Here is a 17,637-nt window from a genome sequence, read left to right as displayed (position 1 = left end):
TTTATTTTTTTAGAACTTAAGGTTTAAACTAAAGGTTACCGATTCTATATTAGGGTAGTTACCATAATCGAACCCTTGATTAACATTCCCGTTTTGAGATCCCGATGCACGGTAGCTCACCTCTGGGTCTGTTCCAGGATAATCTGTAATTGTTAACAGGTTTTGTCCACTTAAGGATAGTCTAACATTATCCATTCCTAATTTTTCTGCTACATCACTTGGTAATGTATATCCTAACACTATGTTTTTTAGACGCACATAACTACCATCGTAAATAAATCTTGAATTCATACGTTTCTCACGAGTTGCCGGAGAAGGCACATTTGTATCGGTGTTACTAGGTGTCCATGCATTAACTGCTTCTGTAGTTGCATTAGAACCTCCCGAGGCTAATTCAGATAACGTAAAACTATAAATATCTCCACCCATAGCACCTTGGAAGAATATCCCTAAATCGAAATCTTTGTATTCGAATCTGTTATTGAAACCAAAGGTCCAATCCTGTGTCGGATCTCCAATAATTTGTCTATCTGCAGAGTTTATTTCTCCACTGCCATCAACATCGGTAAACAATTCATCTCCAGCTACAGCACCACTAAATGTGGCAGTACCGGCAGGTAAAGCTCCACCTTGATACACTCCTCGGTATTCATAACCGAAAAACTGTCCTAAAGGCTCACCTTCTCTTAAAATATGAGTTTCATCTTGTAAAAAATGTCCTGGTGCTGCGGATGGTAAGAAGAAATCAACATCACTACCAAATAGTTTTTCTACAGTGTTTCTATTTCTAGACCAGTTAATATCTGTAGACCAAGAAAAGTTATCTGTTCTCACGTTACGTGTTGCTAAAGTAATCTCAACACCTCTGTTATTTATCTCCCCAATGTTATCCAAGAAATTAGGTCTTAAGAAACCTGTATACTCTGGTGTGTTACTGTTACCAACAATTAGATCTTTAGTGTCAATATTGTAAATGTCTAAACTAAGAGAAACCCTGTTCTGCCATAAGCCTAAATCGATACCAAAGTTTGTTTGATAAGAAGATTCCCATTTTAAATTTGGGTTAGCAGGTCTTCCGGAAACTACAGCATTTACGGTTTGGTCTCCAGTTACTGCATAAATTGACTCTAAAGTAGCTAACGACTGGTATGGTGCTATAGAAGGATTACCAGTAACACCATAACTTACTCTTAATTTTAAATTTGAGATAGTATTATTATCCTGTAAAAAATCTTCGTTTGAGATTTTCCATCCAAAAGCTCCCGATGGGAAAAAAGCATACTTGTTGTTTTTTGCAAAGTTTGAAGCTCCATCTCGCCTTGCTGTTAATGTTAACAGGTATTTATCGTCATAATCGTAATTAATACGTCCATATTGAGACTGGATTTCAAACTCATTTAAAAATGATGATGGGAACAGTGGTGTTGAAGCTGTACCCAAGTTGAAATAGGACACACTGTTTGTTACAAACCCTTCAGCTCCTGAAGCATTGCTTACAGTTCTGTCTTTCTGATAAGAATAACCCGCTAACACTGTTAAATTTCCTTTACCTAATTCTTTAGTATAGGTCAAGTAATTCTCACTTAAAATATTTGTATTTTTTAAGTTAGATATTCCTGCAATTCCTCCTTGGTCACCTGCTGATGTAATGAGTGTAGATGGTGTAAAACGACCTCTTGTTCGATTTCTAGAGCTAAATCCAAATGTAGATTTAAAACTCAAACCTTCAATGATTTCATATTGACCATAAAAATTCGCTCTGTAGATATCCTCTGTTGTTTCATCAACATTCTCTGTGGCAACCGCAAATGGGTTATCAATATCATCTCCAACTGAATTAAATGTATTATTCCCATTAGCATCTAAAATACCTAAGTCTGGTGCAAAACGATAAGCAATAGAAATAACATCTCCACTACCTCTACCTCCACTGTTAGCTTGCGTAGAAACTCCTTCTTTGTTACTTCTGCTACCAAATGCATTAAAGCCTAACTTTAATTTATCGTTAATTTGTGCATCAATATTACTCAGGAAAGAAAAACGTTCGAACCCTGAGTTAATAACCACACCCTTCTGATCAAAATAGTTTCCAGAAACGTAATAATTCATATTATCAGACCCACCAGAAAAAGATAATTGGTGATTTGTTGTATGTCCTGATGTATAAATTAAATCCTGCCAATCTGTATTAGCATCTGCTTGTGTATAAGAAGGATTAATTGCTCTTGTATATGTGGCAAATTGATCTGCATTTAAAAGATCTAAACGATTAGAAGTACTTTGTACAGCATAGTTGCTGTTAAGTTCTATGGTCATTTTCCCTTTTTTACCTTTTTTTGTGGTTACCAATATAACACCATTGGCACCTCTTGAACCATAAATAGCGGTTGCAGAAGCATCTTTTAACACTTCTACAGACTCAATATCTCCTGGTTGCGGGTATGTAGCTCCTACAAAACCATCGACTACTACTAGAGCAGCACTACTTGCATTGATTGAAGTATTACCACGAATGGTTACATTAATTGGTGTTCCAGGTTCACCACCATTATTTGACTGTACAGCCACACCTGCTGCACGCCCCTGTAAAGCTTGTTGTGCATCTAAAACAGGAAAGGCGGTTACTTCTTCAGATTTAACTGAAGATACCGAACCGGTGATATCACTCTTTTTCCTAGCACCGTAACCCACCACTACTACTTCATCAAGACTAGCAGCATCCTCAACAAGAGCCACATCGATTTCCGATTTAGAACCTACCGGAATTTCTTGAGTTACGTACCCTACGTAACTAAATACAAGGGTAGCATTTGCATCGGGTACATTAATGGAATAATTACCATCAAAATCTGTTGCAGCTCCAGTAGTGGTACCTTTTACTACAACATTAACACCCGGTAGTGTCATGCCATCCGAACTGGATGTTACTTTTCCTGAAATTGTTTTTTCCTGGGCGCTTGCGCCAAGAATAAAACAAAAGCAAAAAACCAGAAAAAGTGTTCCTTTTAATTGTTTCATTTTTTTCATTGTTAAATTAGTTTTAGCAAATATTTAAGTTTAGATGAGATAAATAATCATTAAACTACAGCCTAGTATTATCAAGACAAGGATAATTTCCACATAGCCGTATTTTGGTTTATTTTTTTTCATCGCTTAAAACTAAATGAAATCATAAAAACCAAAATACAGAATAGGGTATAAAATAATACAATCAACTAGTAAACAGATGTTTACATTACAAAAAAATGCTAATCTGAAAATTTAGAAGCGTACTGAGATGGTGTCTCTCCAAACTTCTTTTGAAAAGTTTTACTGAAGTATTTAGGGTTTTTATACCCTACTTTATAACAAATTTGTGAAATATTAAGTTTTCCTTGTTCTAAATACTGTGCGGCACGTTTCATCCTAAAATGCAAAATGAACTCGTTTGGTGTAAAATTAGACCAAGCTTTTATTTTTGTGAATAGCATTGTTCTACTTACCCCCAGCTCTGAACAAAACATAGCTATATCAAAGTCTTCATTGCCCACATTTTCTTTTACAATGTTGAGCGCCTTTTGATACAGTTTCTCGTCAAATGATGATACCAAAACCTCATCTGGCAATACACCTTCGCTGTTAGCAAACTTCTGCTTTAACTTTTCCCTATTATGAAGTATATTTTTAATTCTTAACTTAAATTCTTTTACATCGAACGGTTTATTAATGTAGTCATCAGCTCCACTTTCTAGACCATTTAACTTATAGATTAAAGACGTTCTGGAAGTTAACAGTATTATTGGAATATGACTTGTTTTTAAATCGCCTTTTACAGCGGCACAAAGCTCTGTACCGGTCATTTCGGGCATGATAACATCACTAACTATAAGATCGGGAGATTCTTTTTTAGCTACCTTGAACGCAACTTTTCCATTTTCTGCCTCCAAAACTTTATAGTAAGGCAACAGTGTACTTTTAATGAACTTTCTAAGGGGCTTGTTGTCCTCTACTAACAGAATTGTACTTTTATCGGTCTCATCAACCGAGTCTAAATCATCGTTTAGAACGACTTCGGGAGATTCCTCTAGTTGCTTAACGTATTGAGAAAGATCATCGCTAAACTTATAGTCCTGTAAAATTTCGTCTTCAGTTAAATGGCTCTTCCCTAATTTAAGCATAACCGAAAAAACAGAGCCAATATTATTTTCATTTTTATTTAATGCTATTTCCCCTTTATGTAACTCCACAATATTCTTAGCAATAGACAGACCAATACCCGTACCCTTATTGTAACTTTGGTCTGGCTTGTTATTAACAGCTACCTCAAAAAATCTTTCGAAGATTTTATCTTGAAATTCTTCGGCAATACCAACCCCGCTATCCTCTACGTTTATTATAATTTGATGTTCTTTACGAAGAATCCGAATATTAATATCCCCACCTTTTGGAGTATATCTAAATGCATTAGAAATAAGATTATAAAATACACGTTCTAATTTATTCCTGTCGTAATACACTAAAATTTCATCTTCATCGGTGATGAAATTGAAATTATAGCCACCGGTTTTAGCATGCTCGGTAAAAGAAAGATAAATTTCCCTTAAAAACTTGACAATATTACCTTCTGCGGCCTCAAGAGTGAAAAGCTTCTTTTCAAACTTTCTAAAATCCATTAACCTATTTATGAGCTGTAAGAGGTGATTTGCACTATTTTCAATGACCAAGAGCTTTTTGTACATTTTGCTACTACCTCGGTAATCTTCTATTATTTGTCCTAAAGGTCCCAAAATCAAGGCCAATGGTGTTCGAAATTCATGAGAAATATTGGTGAAAAACTCCAATTTGGTTTGGTTAACTTCTTTAGTTCTTTCTGTCTCCAAGTGCTCTAATTCCAATTCATGCAGTAATCGTGTTCTCGATTTAAGAATTCGAAATAGAAAAAATAGTGATACCAGTATTAATAGGCCATAAATAGTGAATGCCCACCATGTTCTCCAAGGTGCTGGTGCTACACATATCCTTAAACTTGTAGTGGTACCGTTCCATACTTTATCATTATTAGCACCCATAACTTCAAAAACGTAATCGCCAGGATTTTGAATAGTGTATGATGCCGAATTATTACTTGTAGAATTCCATTCCTTCTCTAAACCTCTTAATCTATACCTGTAACTATTGTTACTAGAGTTTACAAAACTTGGAATAGAAAACGATATACTAAAGTTTCCTTGATCATAATCGAGCTCTACACTCTCTGTAAAAGGTAATGTGTATTTTAGCACATCAATAGAGCTGTTTTTTTTAGAATCACTTTCCCTTATGAGAAAATCGGTTAGAATAACTTGTGGCGCATGTTCGTTTATAGTAATTCTTTCCGTATTAAGGCGTGTTACTCCATTGGGACCACCAAAATAAAACTCGGTATCATTCAACTTTAAAATAGCATTGTCGTTAAACTCGTTACTAATAACGCCGTCTGTCTCATTATAAATCTTAACATCTCCTATCTTAGGGTTGTATTTAAGAATACCTTGATTGGTCCCAATCCAAAGCTGCTTCTGGTTATCTTCTTGTATACTTCGAATTGCAGATATTTTAGTGTCTTCTAAATTGAATGAAACAGCATCGAATCCTTCTCCATTGTATTTAAATAAGCCTTTCGACTTTGTTCCAACCCAAATAGTCTCGTTTAAATCCTGGTGAATTGACAGGATATCATCACCATATTGCAAGGTCTTATCGTAAAAGAAATTTGTAATTTGACTTGATTCAGTAATTTTATTCAATCCATTTTCTGTTCCTACCCAAACGTTACTTTTTTTGTCGATTAGAATTGTTCTTATTAGGTTGTTCGACAGGTCATTTACTCCTTCATTTGAGGACTGAAAATGACTAAATTCCTGTAAACCATGATTATATTTTATCAAACCCTTACCAAAAGTTCCTATCCATAGATTGTTTTCTGTATCTTTTTTTATGGTATATACTCCAGCATTTTTTAATAAATCAGCTAGTTCTTTTGGCAGTGTTATAGACTCAAATCTTCTTTTATCAGCATCATAAATTTGCAAGCCTGTTTTAAAGGTACCTATCCACAGTTTGGTAGAATCTAATATTTCTAATGCTTTTATATTGTTATCTATTAAACGAGAATTAGTCTCTGTGAGATATTTATAGGAATTATTTGTTTTATTCCAAATATTTAAACCACCACCTTCTGTTCCAAAAAACACATAATCACCGTAAGACTCTATAGAACTTACCACAGTGTAATTCAGCCCTTTGCCCTTTTGATTTTGTATGATGTTTTCAAAGTTACTATTTGAAGTATCCCAAATATTAACACCTCCGTAATAAGTACCTATCCATACAGAACCTTTGTTATCCTTAAATAGGGATTTAATCGAATTTTTACTTAATCCCTTTTTGTTATCTAAATCGGCTTGTAACAACTCGATTGCCCCATTCTTATTAACTGTTATGAGCCCTTCATAAGTCCCAATCCAAAGTACGCCTTGATTATCAAAAAGAAGCTTTCTAATACTTTTTATACTCTTTAACGTTGTCTCTTTTTTAAAAAAAGGACTGTAGGCTTTACTCTTGAGACTGTACCTTATAAGCCCGTCATCTTTGGTACCTAACAATAAATTAGCACTTTCATCTTCAGCTAAATCTTGAACATGATAACTTTCACTTCCGGGAAGAATCTCTAACCCAAGTAGCTTACCCTCTTCATAATTTGCCTCGAAAACACCGGCGCCTGTACCTATAAAAATTCGACCAGATTTAGTTTCTAAAATGGCCATTACTTTCATCTTTGCAGGCCTGCCTTGGTTATCTAAATAATTATGAAAACTATTCGTTTTTTCATCATATACAGACAACCCCCTCCATGTACCAACCCAAATAGCACCATTAGAAAGTTTTCTTATGGACCATACCGTGTTGTTTGATAGGGAACTGTTAAATTCATCGTGAAAATAGCTTTCAAACTGATCTGTTTTAGGGTTGTATCTATTTAAACCATTATATGTACCAACCCACAGGTTTCCGCTATCATCTTCTTGAATAGATAAAATATCGTTATTGCTTATGGAGTATGGATTATTTTCTTGATTTCTGTAAATAGAAAACTTAGTACCGTCGTATTTATTAAGACCGTCACGAGTTCCAATCCACATTTGTCCTAATCTGTCTTGATGAATGGCAATTGCTGAGCTTTGCGAAAGCCCATCAGCTGTAGATAAATGATTAAATTGATAGGAAACGCCATTTTGTCCACTTCCAACAAAACCTGAGCAAAAAATTAAAAGGAATATAAAAATCTTCCGCATTCTGAAATATAAGGACTTTAAGATTAAAAAAAGCAATAATTAAATATCAAGATGAATATTTTAATGCTCAAAAGTAACTGAATACAGTTGATAAATTTAATGCATTGAGAAATGAAAAACTAGCAACATTAAAAACTGAAGTAAAAGCAAGTTTAAATAGAAAAAGCCGCAGTTCTAAACAACTGCAGCTTTTAATTATTATTTTAAAATTAAGATTTACTCTTTAATCAGGTTTAGGTTTTCATCCATAGGTGTCATTTTAGGCATCAATAAATGAACCAAACCTAGTATTATGATGTATAGTGACCCTGCCACCAAGAAAGCCCAGAAAAAACCTGTTTTACTGGCTTCATCAAGAACAGAACCTAAAATTAGGTTACTGACTAAACCTGCTAAAGCTCCAACCATTCCTCCAATACCCACAACCGATGCTGTTGCTTTTTTAGGAAATACATCTGAAACCAAGGTGAAAATATTAGCCGACCATGCTTGATGTCCTGCTGCTCCAAGTGAAATTAGTACTATCGCTACCCATTTACTCTCTGTAAACGCAACAAAACAAACTGGTAATATGATGATAGCACAGATTAATAAGGTTAGTTTCCTTGCTTTATTAACAGGCCAACCCTTTCTCATAAAGCTACCCGACAACCAACCTCCAAAAATACTTCCCGCATCCGCTATAAGGTAAATAACCAAAAATGGTAATCCCATTTCTTTAATTTTTACACCGAAATTCTCTGAAAGGAATATAGCTCCCCAGAATAGGTAAAACCACCAAACCGCATCTGTTATCTTAGCAAGAGAAAAGGCCCAAGTTTGTCTTTTTGGAAATACTTTAGCCCAAGAAAGCTTAGCGTCAGATTCTTCTGTAGAATCGCTATTGATATACTCTAACTCCTCTTTGGATAGTTTGGGATGTTTTTCCGGTTTTTTGTAAGTTCTCAACCAAAGGAAAACCCATAAAGCACTTAATCCACCAGTGATAAGAAAAGGAATTTGCCAGTTTTTAAGTTCTCCCATACCTTTGTCTCCTCCAGTCCAAAACACAATGCCCCCTATTACGAAAGGCGCAGCAATGGCACCAAGACTTGTGGCAGCATTAAACAGCCCAGTAGCAAATGCCCTATCCTTTTTAGGAAACCATTCTGCTGTAGTTTTAATCGCAGCAGGAAAGTTTCCTGCTTCACCAAAACCTAGACCAGCTCTAGCTATTGCAAAACCAATAAAACTGAATCCTCTTCCAACTGCGGCATGAAGCATACCGAAAACACTCCAAGTACCAATGGCAAGAATATATCCTTTTTTGGTTCCCAATTTGTCAATTATACCTCCCATAGAAATTAATCCAATGGCATAAAAGGCCTGGAATATCATAACTATGTAAGCGTAGTCTTTTTTGGTCCAACCAAACCACTCGATGAGATCCGGAGACATAATCCCCATCAAACTCCTATCAAAATAGTTGATGGTGGTTGCAAACATCAGCAAGGCTAATATCCTGTAGCGATAATTCCCGATTTTTTTTGTTTCAGTCATACTTATTTTAGTTTAAGTGTTTATTAATTTTTTTTGATTCGAGGCTATTCAAAATTGAAATAGTTCTTGGCGTTGTAATAACAAATATCCTGTACCATCTTACCTAAAAATTCAATGTCGTTAGGAATTAAACCCTGCTTAACATCCTCTCCAATGATATTACATAAAACACGCCTGAAGTACTCGTGTCTTGGGAATGACAAAAAGCTTCTACTGTCGGTCAACATACCTACAAATCGGCTAAGTAATCCCATATTGGACAGACAATTTATTTGCTTTTCCATACCATCTTTTTGGTCTAAGAACCACCAAGCAGAACCCCACTGCATCTTCCCAGGACAGTCTGAACTTTGAAAGTTCCCCATCATTGTTGCAAAGGTTTCATTTTGTGCAGGATTTAAATTGTAAGCAATAGTTTTGGCCAATTGGTTAGTTCTACTTAGTTCATTAAAGAATTTGGAAAGACCTTCAATAATCGGATAATCTGCAATAGAATCACAACCTGCATCTGCTCCTACCATTTCATTGAGTCTGCTGTTATTGTTTCTAATAACCCCTAGATGATATTGCTGGGCCCAACCCTTTTCATGGTATTTTTTACCTAAATGCAGAAGCAAGCTAGAACGGTATTTTTTTATATCATCTTCAGAAAGGCTGTTACCTTTAAGGTAATTGTTAAAGATACCCGCTACTTCGTCTTGGGTATGTTCTACATATGTAAATGCGCCACTTATACCGTAATCTGACAAACGACAGCCTGTATCATGAAAATATTCTATGCGTTCGTCTATGGCCTTTATTAAGTGCTCATAGTTATTAACTTCATAACCTACACTAGAACCTAATTTTTTTAGATATTTAGAGAATTTATCTTCTCCAATAAAGAACAGTTCATCTGGCCTGAAGGTTGGAAATACCTTTGTGTAAAAGTCTTGCTGTGCAATTTCTTTATGATAAGCTAAGTTATCGGTAGGATCATCTGTGGTACAAACAACCTCTACCTTCATGTGCTCCAACAACTGAGCAGGGGTTTTATCGAAGAGTATTGCATTGGCTTTTTTATATATTTCCTCAGCTGTATCCGGCTGTAAAATAACATCAATGTCAAAATACCTTTTAAGCTCCAACTGTGTCCAGTGAAATAAAGGGTTCCTTAACGTGTACGGAACCGTTTCAGCCCATTTTAAAAATTTCTCTTTGTGTGATATGGCCGAACCAGTGATATAAAGCTCATCGATACCGTTAGCTCTCATAGCCCTCCACTTATAATGATCCCCTTTTAACCAAGCCTCAGTGATATTTTTCATGGGTTGGTTTTCGGCAATCTCTTTAGGTGATAAGTGGTTGTGATAATCTATTATTGGTAAATCTTTTGCGTAATCATGATATAAAGTTTGGGCAACTTCAGTCTGTAACACAAAATTATCTGTAATAAAATTACTAATTTTCATATTCGAAATCAATTAACTGAAACAATAAGTGGATTGTTTACTTTTAATGAAAATGTTTTAAGATAGTTCTCCCATTCCTCCTGCGAAGAAAACTGATTGGATTTCTTCCAACCAAATCCTGCATAATACAGCGCCTTACCTTCATCCAATTTAATTTGAGCATATAAATTACTCCAGTCCTTTACGGGTGTATCGAATAATTCGCTAGACAACATATTACCATTTGGCACAACTATACCCGTACCCAATTCGGAATCACCATGAGGCTCCCAGTAAGAAACATAACCAAACTCCTTATTCTGGCTATCTTTCCCATCTTTTTCATGAAGCGTTAACCCTGAATAAATATTATCGGTACCAGTTATTTCTACTTCATATCTAGATAAATTACTTCCATAATCTAAGGAAACATGTTTTACTTCTGAAATTGAATTTTCTCCAGCATTCCAATTGGCATACTCTAGGACAAAACTTGTTCTAATAGGTCCGGTAGTAATGGTTTTCCATTTAGTAAAGTTTCGAGACACATAGAACGCAGTATCTATCTTAACCGCTACACCTCCAACGCCTCTACTAATACCAACGTGAAAATTATCTAAACCTTCACCGTGGTCTTTATGGTAAGCACCTTTCTTAGCGTCATTTCTTTTGTACCATAGGTCTATTATGGGAAATTCTACTCGTTTTAACCAAGCATCTATTCCACTAGATAATGTACCTCCCTTAACGCCATCTTCTACCATTTTTTGAGCAACAGGCCCAAACGTTCTAAAGGCTACTCTATTATTTTCCCAAGCGTAATCATCGGTTCTCTCAGGAACAAATCGAGAAAAACAATAATCTATAGATGTTTTCTTTTCATCAGAATTAACTACAGTTAATTTGTATTGCTTTTCAGAATTTGCATTAACCTCTGCTTGAAATAATAAAATATCGTATTTACCATCTTGGTTTTCATCGACAAGTTGTGTAATTAAAACTTTGCCCGTTTCGGCATCAATAACACCTACATCGTTAATATTCTTATCTTTCTCCAAGAGAATATCAGCTACATTTATTTCAATTGTCTCATGACTTCTCGAAATATCCAAGGGGTTTTTAACGGTAATAATTTGTGATGCCTTACCTCCGCAACCTAAGAATATAGATACACTTGATATCAAGATAAATATTGAAGTGGTCTTCATACCTAATCTTCGTTTGAAGGTTTTCCAATTGTTGCTAAAATACCACCATCGACATAAACCACTTGACCGTTTACAAAGTCACTGGCTTTAGAGGATAAGAATATAGCAGCACCCGCTAAATCGTCTGGGTCTCCCCATTTGGCTGCAGGTGTTCTATTTACAATAAAATCGTTAAAAGGATGTCCATCTACACGAATAGGCGCTGTTTGAGATGTTGCAAAATACCCTGGTCCTATACCATTTACTTGGATATTGTGTTTTGCCCACTCTGTAGCCATATTTTGCGTAAGCATTTTTAAGCCGCCTTTTGCTGCTGCATATGCACCCACACTATTGCGCCCCAATTCACTCATCATAGAGCATATATTTATAACCTTGCCTTCTTTTCGTTCTATCATTGCCGGTACCACGTGTTTTGACACAATAAAAGGGCTTACCAAATCTACATCTATAACTTGTTTGAAGTCGGCCACTTCCATTTCAATAAGAGGTGTTCGTTTGATGATACCAGCATTATTGATTAATATATCAATATGCCCTACTTCTTCTTGAATTTTTGCAATTGCCGAAATTACTTCAGCTTCATCTGTAACATTAAACTTATAACCAACAGCATTAATGCCTTCGCTTTTGTATTCTGCTACTGCTTTATCTATCTTTTCTTGAGAAGAGTTCCCATTAACAACTATAGTTGCTCCTGCTAAACCTAAACCTCTGGCCATAGCCATACCAAGACCATGGGTACTACCCGTAACCAAGGCAATTTTTCCTTTTATATCGAATAACGTAGTACTCATAACCTATCTCAATTCTGTAATTTTAGCAACATCCATATCGCCGTAATCTAAATTCTCACCTGCCATTCCCCAGATAAAGGTATAATTTGAAGTTCCCGAACCAGAGTGAATAGACCATGGTGGTGAAATCACAGCTTGGTGGTTTTGCATCCATATATGTCTGGTCTCTTGTGGCTGCCCCATAAAGTGACAAACTGCTTGATCTTCAGGAAGGTCTAAGTAATAATAGATTTCCATTCTACGATCGTGAACATGAGCAGGCATGGTATTCCAAACACTTCCTGTTTTAAGCTCTGTCATTCCCATTTGCAATTGGCATGTCTCAACTATCCCACCAATAATCTGCTGATTTACCGTGCGGTGATTTGCTGTTTCTAAAGACCCTAACTCAATTTTATTAGCTTCTGCCTTACTTACCTTCTTTGTTGGGAAGCTTTGGTGAGCTGGTGCAGAGTTTAAGTAAAATTTAGCTGGGTTACTGGCATCATTGCTTTTAAACACAACACTTTCATTTCCACTACCAACATAAAGCGCATCCTTTAAGGTTAGTTCATAAACATCTCCATCTACCTCAACAGTTCCATCTCCCCCTACATTTATTATTCCCAACTCTCTTCTTTCTAGGAAATAACTGGATTTTAATGGATCTATGGTTTCAAGAACAACAGGTCCAGCAACAGGCACTGCAGAACCAGCCATATATCTATCATAGTGTGTGTACACCAAAATTAATTGATCTTCTTGCATTAGATTATCAATTAAAAACTCGTCTCTTAATTGCTTAGTGTCGTAAGCCTTCACTGCTTGTGGACTTGACGCATATCTTGTTTCGTAATGTGTGCTCATGGCAAAAAGTTATGTTTGTTTTATATTGTTTGTTTTAAACCGTATTCTAGTCCGCGTAATTCCGCAAGACCTCGTAATCTACCAATCCCCGAATACCCTGGATTTGTTTTTTTATTTAAATCATCTAGCATTTGATGTCCGTGATCTGGTCGAACTGGTATTGCAGCATCTGCTCTACCCTCTGCTTTACGTCTTTTTTCTTCAACTAAAATTTCTTTTACCACAGCATACATATCAACATCGCCATCTAAATGATTAGCCTCATAAAAATTACCAGCTTCATCTCGCTTTGTACTACGTAAGTGTAAAAAATGAGCGCGATCCGCAAATCGTCTAAATATATTCACTAGATCGTTGTCCTCCCTAACTCCCAGTGAACCTGTACAAAATGTTATACCATTGGCTCTATCTGGAACATTATCGAACAGGTATGCATAATCGGACTCTGTACTAACGACCCTAGGCAAGCCTAAAATTGGATACGGTGGATCATCTGGATGTATACACATTAGCACATTATTTTGAGAGGCCACTGGTATGATCTCTTTTAAAAATTCAACCAAATTATCCCGCAAAGTTTGGGCATCAATATCTTTATAAGTATCTAAAATACCTTGAAATTGCTCAAGGGTGTATCCTTCTTCTGCACCTGGTAAACCAGCAATTATATTATTTACGAGTTTACTCTTTTCATCTTCAGAAAGTCCTTCAAGATAAGTCTTTGCAGACTCTTTTTGAGCTTTGGTATATGCGCTCTCTGCACCCGGTCGTTTAAGGAGATATAATTCGAAAGCTGCAAATGCAGTAACATCAAAACGTAGTGCTTCAGACCCATCTTCTACCTTAAACGCTAAATCGGTCCTTGTCCAATCCAGTACAGGCATAAAGTTGTAACACACAATATGTATTCCGCATTTGGCCAAGTTTTCTATGCTTTGCTTATAGGTTTCTATATAAGCTTTAAAATTCCCTGAGCGCGTTTTTATGTTTTCATGAACAGGTATACTTTCTACAACACTCCAAGTCAATCCTGCATTTTCTATAATATCTTTTCGCTTTTGTATTTCTTCTACGGTCCACACTTCTCCATTAGGAATGTGATGTAATGCCGAAACTACTCCTGTAGCTCCTGCTTGTTTAACATCTGATAAAGATACTGGATCGTTTGGTCCGTACCATCTCCATGTTTGCTCCATTTATATAATTATTATTTTAATTTTTTGTTTTCTACAGTTAATATTAGCATGATCAGAGTATTTATTGAAATCAATACATCAGGCCATTCGGTTAACTATTTTATTTTAAACACCGCTATAAGCACTAAACCCACCATCGATAGGCACTACAACACCAGTTACAAATGAGGATCCTTCTCCACATAACCATAAGGTGGTACCCACCAAATGCTCTGGCTCTCCAAATTTCCCCATAGGTGTTTGTTCAATAATTTGGTTTCCTCTTGGTGTTAAACTTCCATCAGGATTAGTTAACAAGGTTCTGTTTTGTTCTGTTAAGAAGAATCCAGGCGCAAGCGCATTTACCCTTATTCCAACTTTAGAAAAATGAACTGCTAACCATTGAGTGAAATTGGAAACAGCTGCCTTAGCTCCACTATAAGCCGGAATCTTGGTCAATGGCGTAAATGCATTCATTGAAGAAATGTTTAAGATACTACATCCTTCTCTTCCAACCATATCCTCAGCAAAAATTTGAGTTGGTAATAAGGTCCCAATAAAATTTAGGTTGAATACAAATTGGATACCTTTTGGGTCTAAATCAAAAAACGTTTTAAAACCTTCTGTGGTATTTTTTAAATCCTCCATTTCTAAAAAAGGATTACTTGTTGTCCCTAGAGGATGGTTCCCTCCAGCACCGTTAATTAAAATATCACATTCACCATAAGCATCATTAACCTCTTTTTTTGCGGATATTAATGAGTCTTTTTCTAAAACATTAGCTTCGACACCAATTGCCGAACCTCCTTCTTTGTTAATTTTTTCAGCTGCTGCTGTAGCGGCTTCTTTATTTAAATCCAATAAGGCTATATTATGACCTTGTTTGGCCAAAGCCTCTGCCAAAGTACTACATAGCACGCCTCCTGCTCCTGTTATTACAATAGTTTTACTCATTCTCTTATAATTGTTTAATTTTTAGTTTTTACTTAAAACCTGTTTTTACGAAGTTTTCTCAAATCAGTCTTCCTAAAGAAGACTCTTCGACTTTACAAAACAATGCATTTAGCTTAGGCGGTGCAAAGAAAAACAGATGCTTTGTACTATAAACACACCTAAATTGTACTTCAAAAGGTCGATTTACTGATCTCTCAACTTCACTATTTTAAAAAACCAACACTGTGATTGAAGTCCTAACAAAGCTAAATAACACACTCCTCTAAAGTGTCCTGCTCTGTCCTGATAAGATGTGTAGGGGCAACTTTTAAAAAAACAACTTACAGCAACCCAGTTACTACAAAGAATCTCTGAGAATAAGTCTTGTTGTTAAGTATCTTTGTAGTGGCTGTGTAGAAGAAATAAACTCGGCAACTTCTGCTCCAAATTCCTTAAAATCAATTGAAATTACCGATATCCCCTTATATGTAAATTTCTTTAACGGGGTGTCGTTATATGACAATATACCAACTTCCTTTCCAACTTCTAAACCAGCAGTGCTTGATTGACTTAACAACTCGTAAAGGATACGATCGTTCACACTAATATATGCTGTTCCTTTCTCAACCTTCAGCTTAGAGGATTTCTTGCAAATACTATATTCAAAATTGTTTGATTCACAAAACTTCTCGAAATACCTAACACTTTCATAAGGATGATATGTGAATTCTGGGTAAATAAAAACAAGTTTAGTATACTTACTAAAGGCTTCTTTGGCGTCTTTTAAACAGGAATAAAATGACTCACCAAAGTCCTGAAACACATAGTTTCCTGAAACTCCCAGGTTAGCTTTCCAATCTATAAGAAGCAGTTTATTATTGTCTATTTTAGATAATGATGATTTAACTTCGGGATGATCAAATCCCATAACAATATACTTAAAGTACTTACCATTATCCGCATTTAACATCGACTTGAAGTTCTTGATGTTGTAGTGATGAAACTGTAAATCCACAATAACATTGTTTGGCAAACAACTCATAAAGGAATGGTAAAAAACCTCTTTGTAAGCCTTAAATGTACTTATTAACAACAGTACTTTTTTTCTGCTCTCCGTAATATAATACCCCTTATTTGGTGTAGAATTAACATAGCCTTCCTCCTTCAATAAAACATAAGCCTTGTATACGGTGTCTCTAGAAACCTTGTAGTCTTTGCTAAATTCGTTTATAGAGGGAATACGGTCCCCTATCCTTAATTCATTAACATCTATAGCTTCCTTAATGGCGTTAACTATTTTAATGTATTTAGGTGAATCGTTATTGTTTAAATTCTTAATTTTTATTCGAGTCTCGACCATGTTAAATATAATGCAAAAACAACTTTAAGAGTAAAACTCACGACATTAAAAAAACACCTCTCAAAGAATGTATCGTGAATTTACCAAATAAAAGGAAATATTGAAAATAACCTATCCTGCACTATCCTTGTTCTAAAACAAACAAGTTCATGAAAAAAAAATGACTGTTTTAATTAAAAAAGAAACTTATAATAAGAAAAAAAAGCAAGCTCTCATATTTAGAACTTGCTTTTTGTGACCGCGGCAGGATTCAAACCTGCAACCTCTTGAGCCGTAATCAAGTGCGCTATTCAGTTGCGCCACGCGGCCGATTTTGTGCGTGCAAATATACTATTTATTAAAACTATACCAAACAATTTATTTCAATTTTATAAATCCGTATTTTTGAGTCATGACAGAGGAAATAGTAAAGCAAAAATTTGGTTATACACTAGACAATAAAATCATTAATGAGATTTTATCTGTAGGCGTTTTTAAGTCTTTTATTAAAGATGATATTATCATTGATATAAATCAGCCCATAAGATTTATCCCATTACTCTTAAGCGGAAATATCAAAATCTTAAGAGAAGACAACGAAGGTAATGACTTGCTTATATATTTCCTTGAAGCTGGTGAAACCTGCACAATGTCTTTAACGTGTTGCATGGGCACTTCAAAAAGTAAAATTAGGGCTGTTGCAGAGCAGGACTCCTCCTTAATCATGATTCCTGCCCAAAAAATGCATGAATGGTTTCACAGCAATGAAACTTGGCGGAATTTTATTTTGGAGAGCTATCAAACCAGATTTGACGAAATGCTCGAGGCAATAGATAGTTTAGCCTTCTTGAAGATGGATGAACGCTTGATTAAATATTTAGCTAATAAAACCATCTTGAACAATTCTAACACAATCTCTATTAAACATCAAGAAATAGCAGAAGATTTGCACACGAGTAGAGTCGTTATATCTAGACTGCTCAAACAATTAGAAAAAGAAAACAGAATTATTCTGGGAAGAAATAAAATTGAAGTTTTAAACTTTAAGTAACCTAGG

At 35.5% G+C, this 17,637-nt stretch carries 11 protein-coding genes and 1 tRNA gene; 1 reads left to right on the top strand and 11 read right to left on the bottom strand.

Features of this window, described 5'->3' with window-relative positions:
- Window positions 1-9: 9 nt before the first annotated feature.
- The 11 genes from M0214_RS09765 to M0214_RS09715 all read right to left on the bottom strand — a co-directional run bounded on the left by M0214_RS09765 (window position 10) and on the right by M0214_RS09715 (window position 16,910).
- The gene (locus tag M0214_RS09765; protein ID WP_248722379.1) at window positions 10-3,018 is read right to left on the bottom strand and encodes a TonB-dependent receptor; all 3,009 of its coding nucleotides are present in this window, start codon (window positions 3,016-3,018) and stop codon (window positions 10-12) included.
- Window positions 3,019-3,248: 230 nt separating this feature from the next.
- Window positions 3,249-7,313 carry a two-component regulator propeller domain-containing protein gene (locus M0214_RS09760; RefSeq protein WP_248722378.1) on the bottom strand — a complete coding sequence of 1,355 codons (4,065 nt, stop codon included), beginning with the start codon at window positions 7,311-7,313 and terminating at the stop codon, window positions 3,249-3,251.
- A gap of 216 nt (window positions 7,314-7,529) precedes the next feature.
- Window positions 7,530-8,852 (bottom strand): MFS transporter, encoded by a 1,323-nt coding sequence (locus M0214_RS09755; protein WP_248722377.1) that lies wholly within the window; start codon window positions 8,850-8,852, stop codon window positions 7,530-7,532.
- A 44-nt stretch (window positions 8,853-8,896) separates the two neighbouring features.
- On the bottom strand, window positions 8,897-10,303 hold the full coding sequence (gene uxaC / locus M0214_RS09750) for a glucuronate isomerase (RefSeq protein WP_248722376.1): 1,407 nt from the start codon (window positions 10,301-10,303) through the stop codon (window positions 8,897-8,899).
- 8 nt (window positions 10,304-10,311) lie between these two features.
- Window positions 10,312-11,490, bottom strand: a complete 1,179-nt coding sequence (locus M0214_RS09745; RefSeq protein WP_248722375.1) for a DUF4861 family protein — start codon at window positions 11,488-11,490, stop codon at window positions 10,312-10,314.
- Between the two features lie 2 nt (window positions 11,491-11,492).
- Window positions 11,493-12,287 (bottom strand): gluconate 5-dehydrogenase, encoded by a 795-nt coding sequence (locus M0214_RS09740; protein WP_248722374.1) that lies wholly within the window; start codon window positions 12,285-12,287, stop codon window positions 11,493-11,495.
- A gap of 3 nt (window positions 12,288-12,290) precedes the next feature.
- Window positions 12,291-13,133 (bottom strand): 5-dehydro-4-deoxy-D-glucuronate isomerase, encoded by an 843-nt coding sequence (gene kduI / locus M0214_RS09735; RefSeq protein ID WP_248722373.1) that lies wholly within the window; start codon window positions 13,131-13,133, stop codon window positions 12,291-12,293.
- Between the two features lie 20 nt (window positions 13,134-13,153).
- Window positions 13,154-14,329, bottom strand: a complete 1,176-nt coding sequence (gene uxuA, locus M0214_RS09730; protein ID WP_248722372.1) for a mannonate dehydratase — start codon at window positions 14,327-14,329, stop codon at window positions 13,154-13,156.
- A gap of 105 nt (window positions 14,330-14,434) precedes the next feature.
- Window positions 14,435-15,262 (bottom strand): SDR family oxidoreductase, encoded by an 828-nt coding sequence (locus tag M0214_RS09725; protein ID WP_248722371.1) that lies wholly within the window; start codon window positions 15,260-15,262, stop codon window positions 14,435-14,437.
- 337 nt (window positions 15,263-15,599) lie between these two features.
- A complete protein-coding gene (locus M0214_RS09720) occupies window positions 15,600-16,601 on the bottom strand; it encodes a GntR family transcriptional regulator (RefSeq protein WP_248722370.1) in 1,002 nt (333 codons plus the stop codon).
- Between the two features lie 235 nt (window positions 16,602-16,836).
- Window positions 16,837-16,910, bottom strand: a tRNA-Arg gene (locus M0214_RS09715).
- 82 nt (window positions 16,911-16,992) lie between these two features.
- Here M0214_RS09715 and M0214_RS09710 point away from each other — a divergent pair.
- Window positions 16,993-17,631 (top strand): Crp/Fnr family transcriptional regulator, encoded by a 639-nt coding sequence (locus M0214_RS09710; protein WP_248722369.1) that lies wholly within the window; start codon window positions 16,993-16,995, stop codon window positions 17,629-17,631.
- Window positions 17,632-17,637: the final 6 nt, after the last annotated feature.

Origin of the sequence: Seonamhaeicola sp. ML3 (genome assembly GCF_023273855.1) — a bacterium.
Classification (GTDB): domain Bacteria; phylum Bacteroidota; class Bacteroidia; order Flavobacteriales; family Flavobacteriaceae; genus Seonamhaeicola.
The sequence above is the reverse complement of the archived record's forward strand: the minus strand, read 5'-3'. Positions and strand labels throughout refer to the sequence as shown.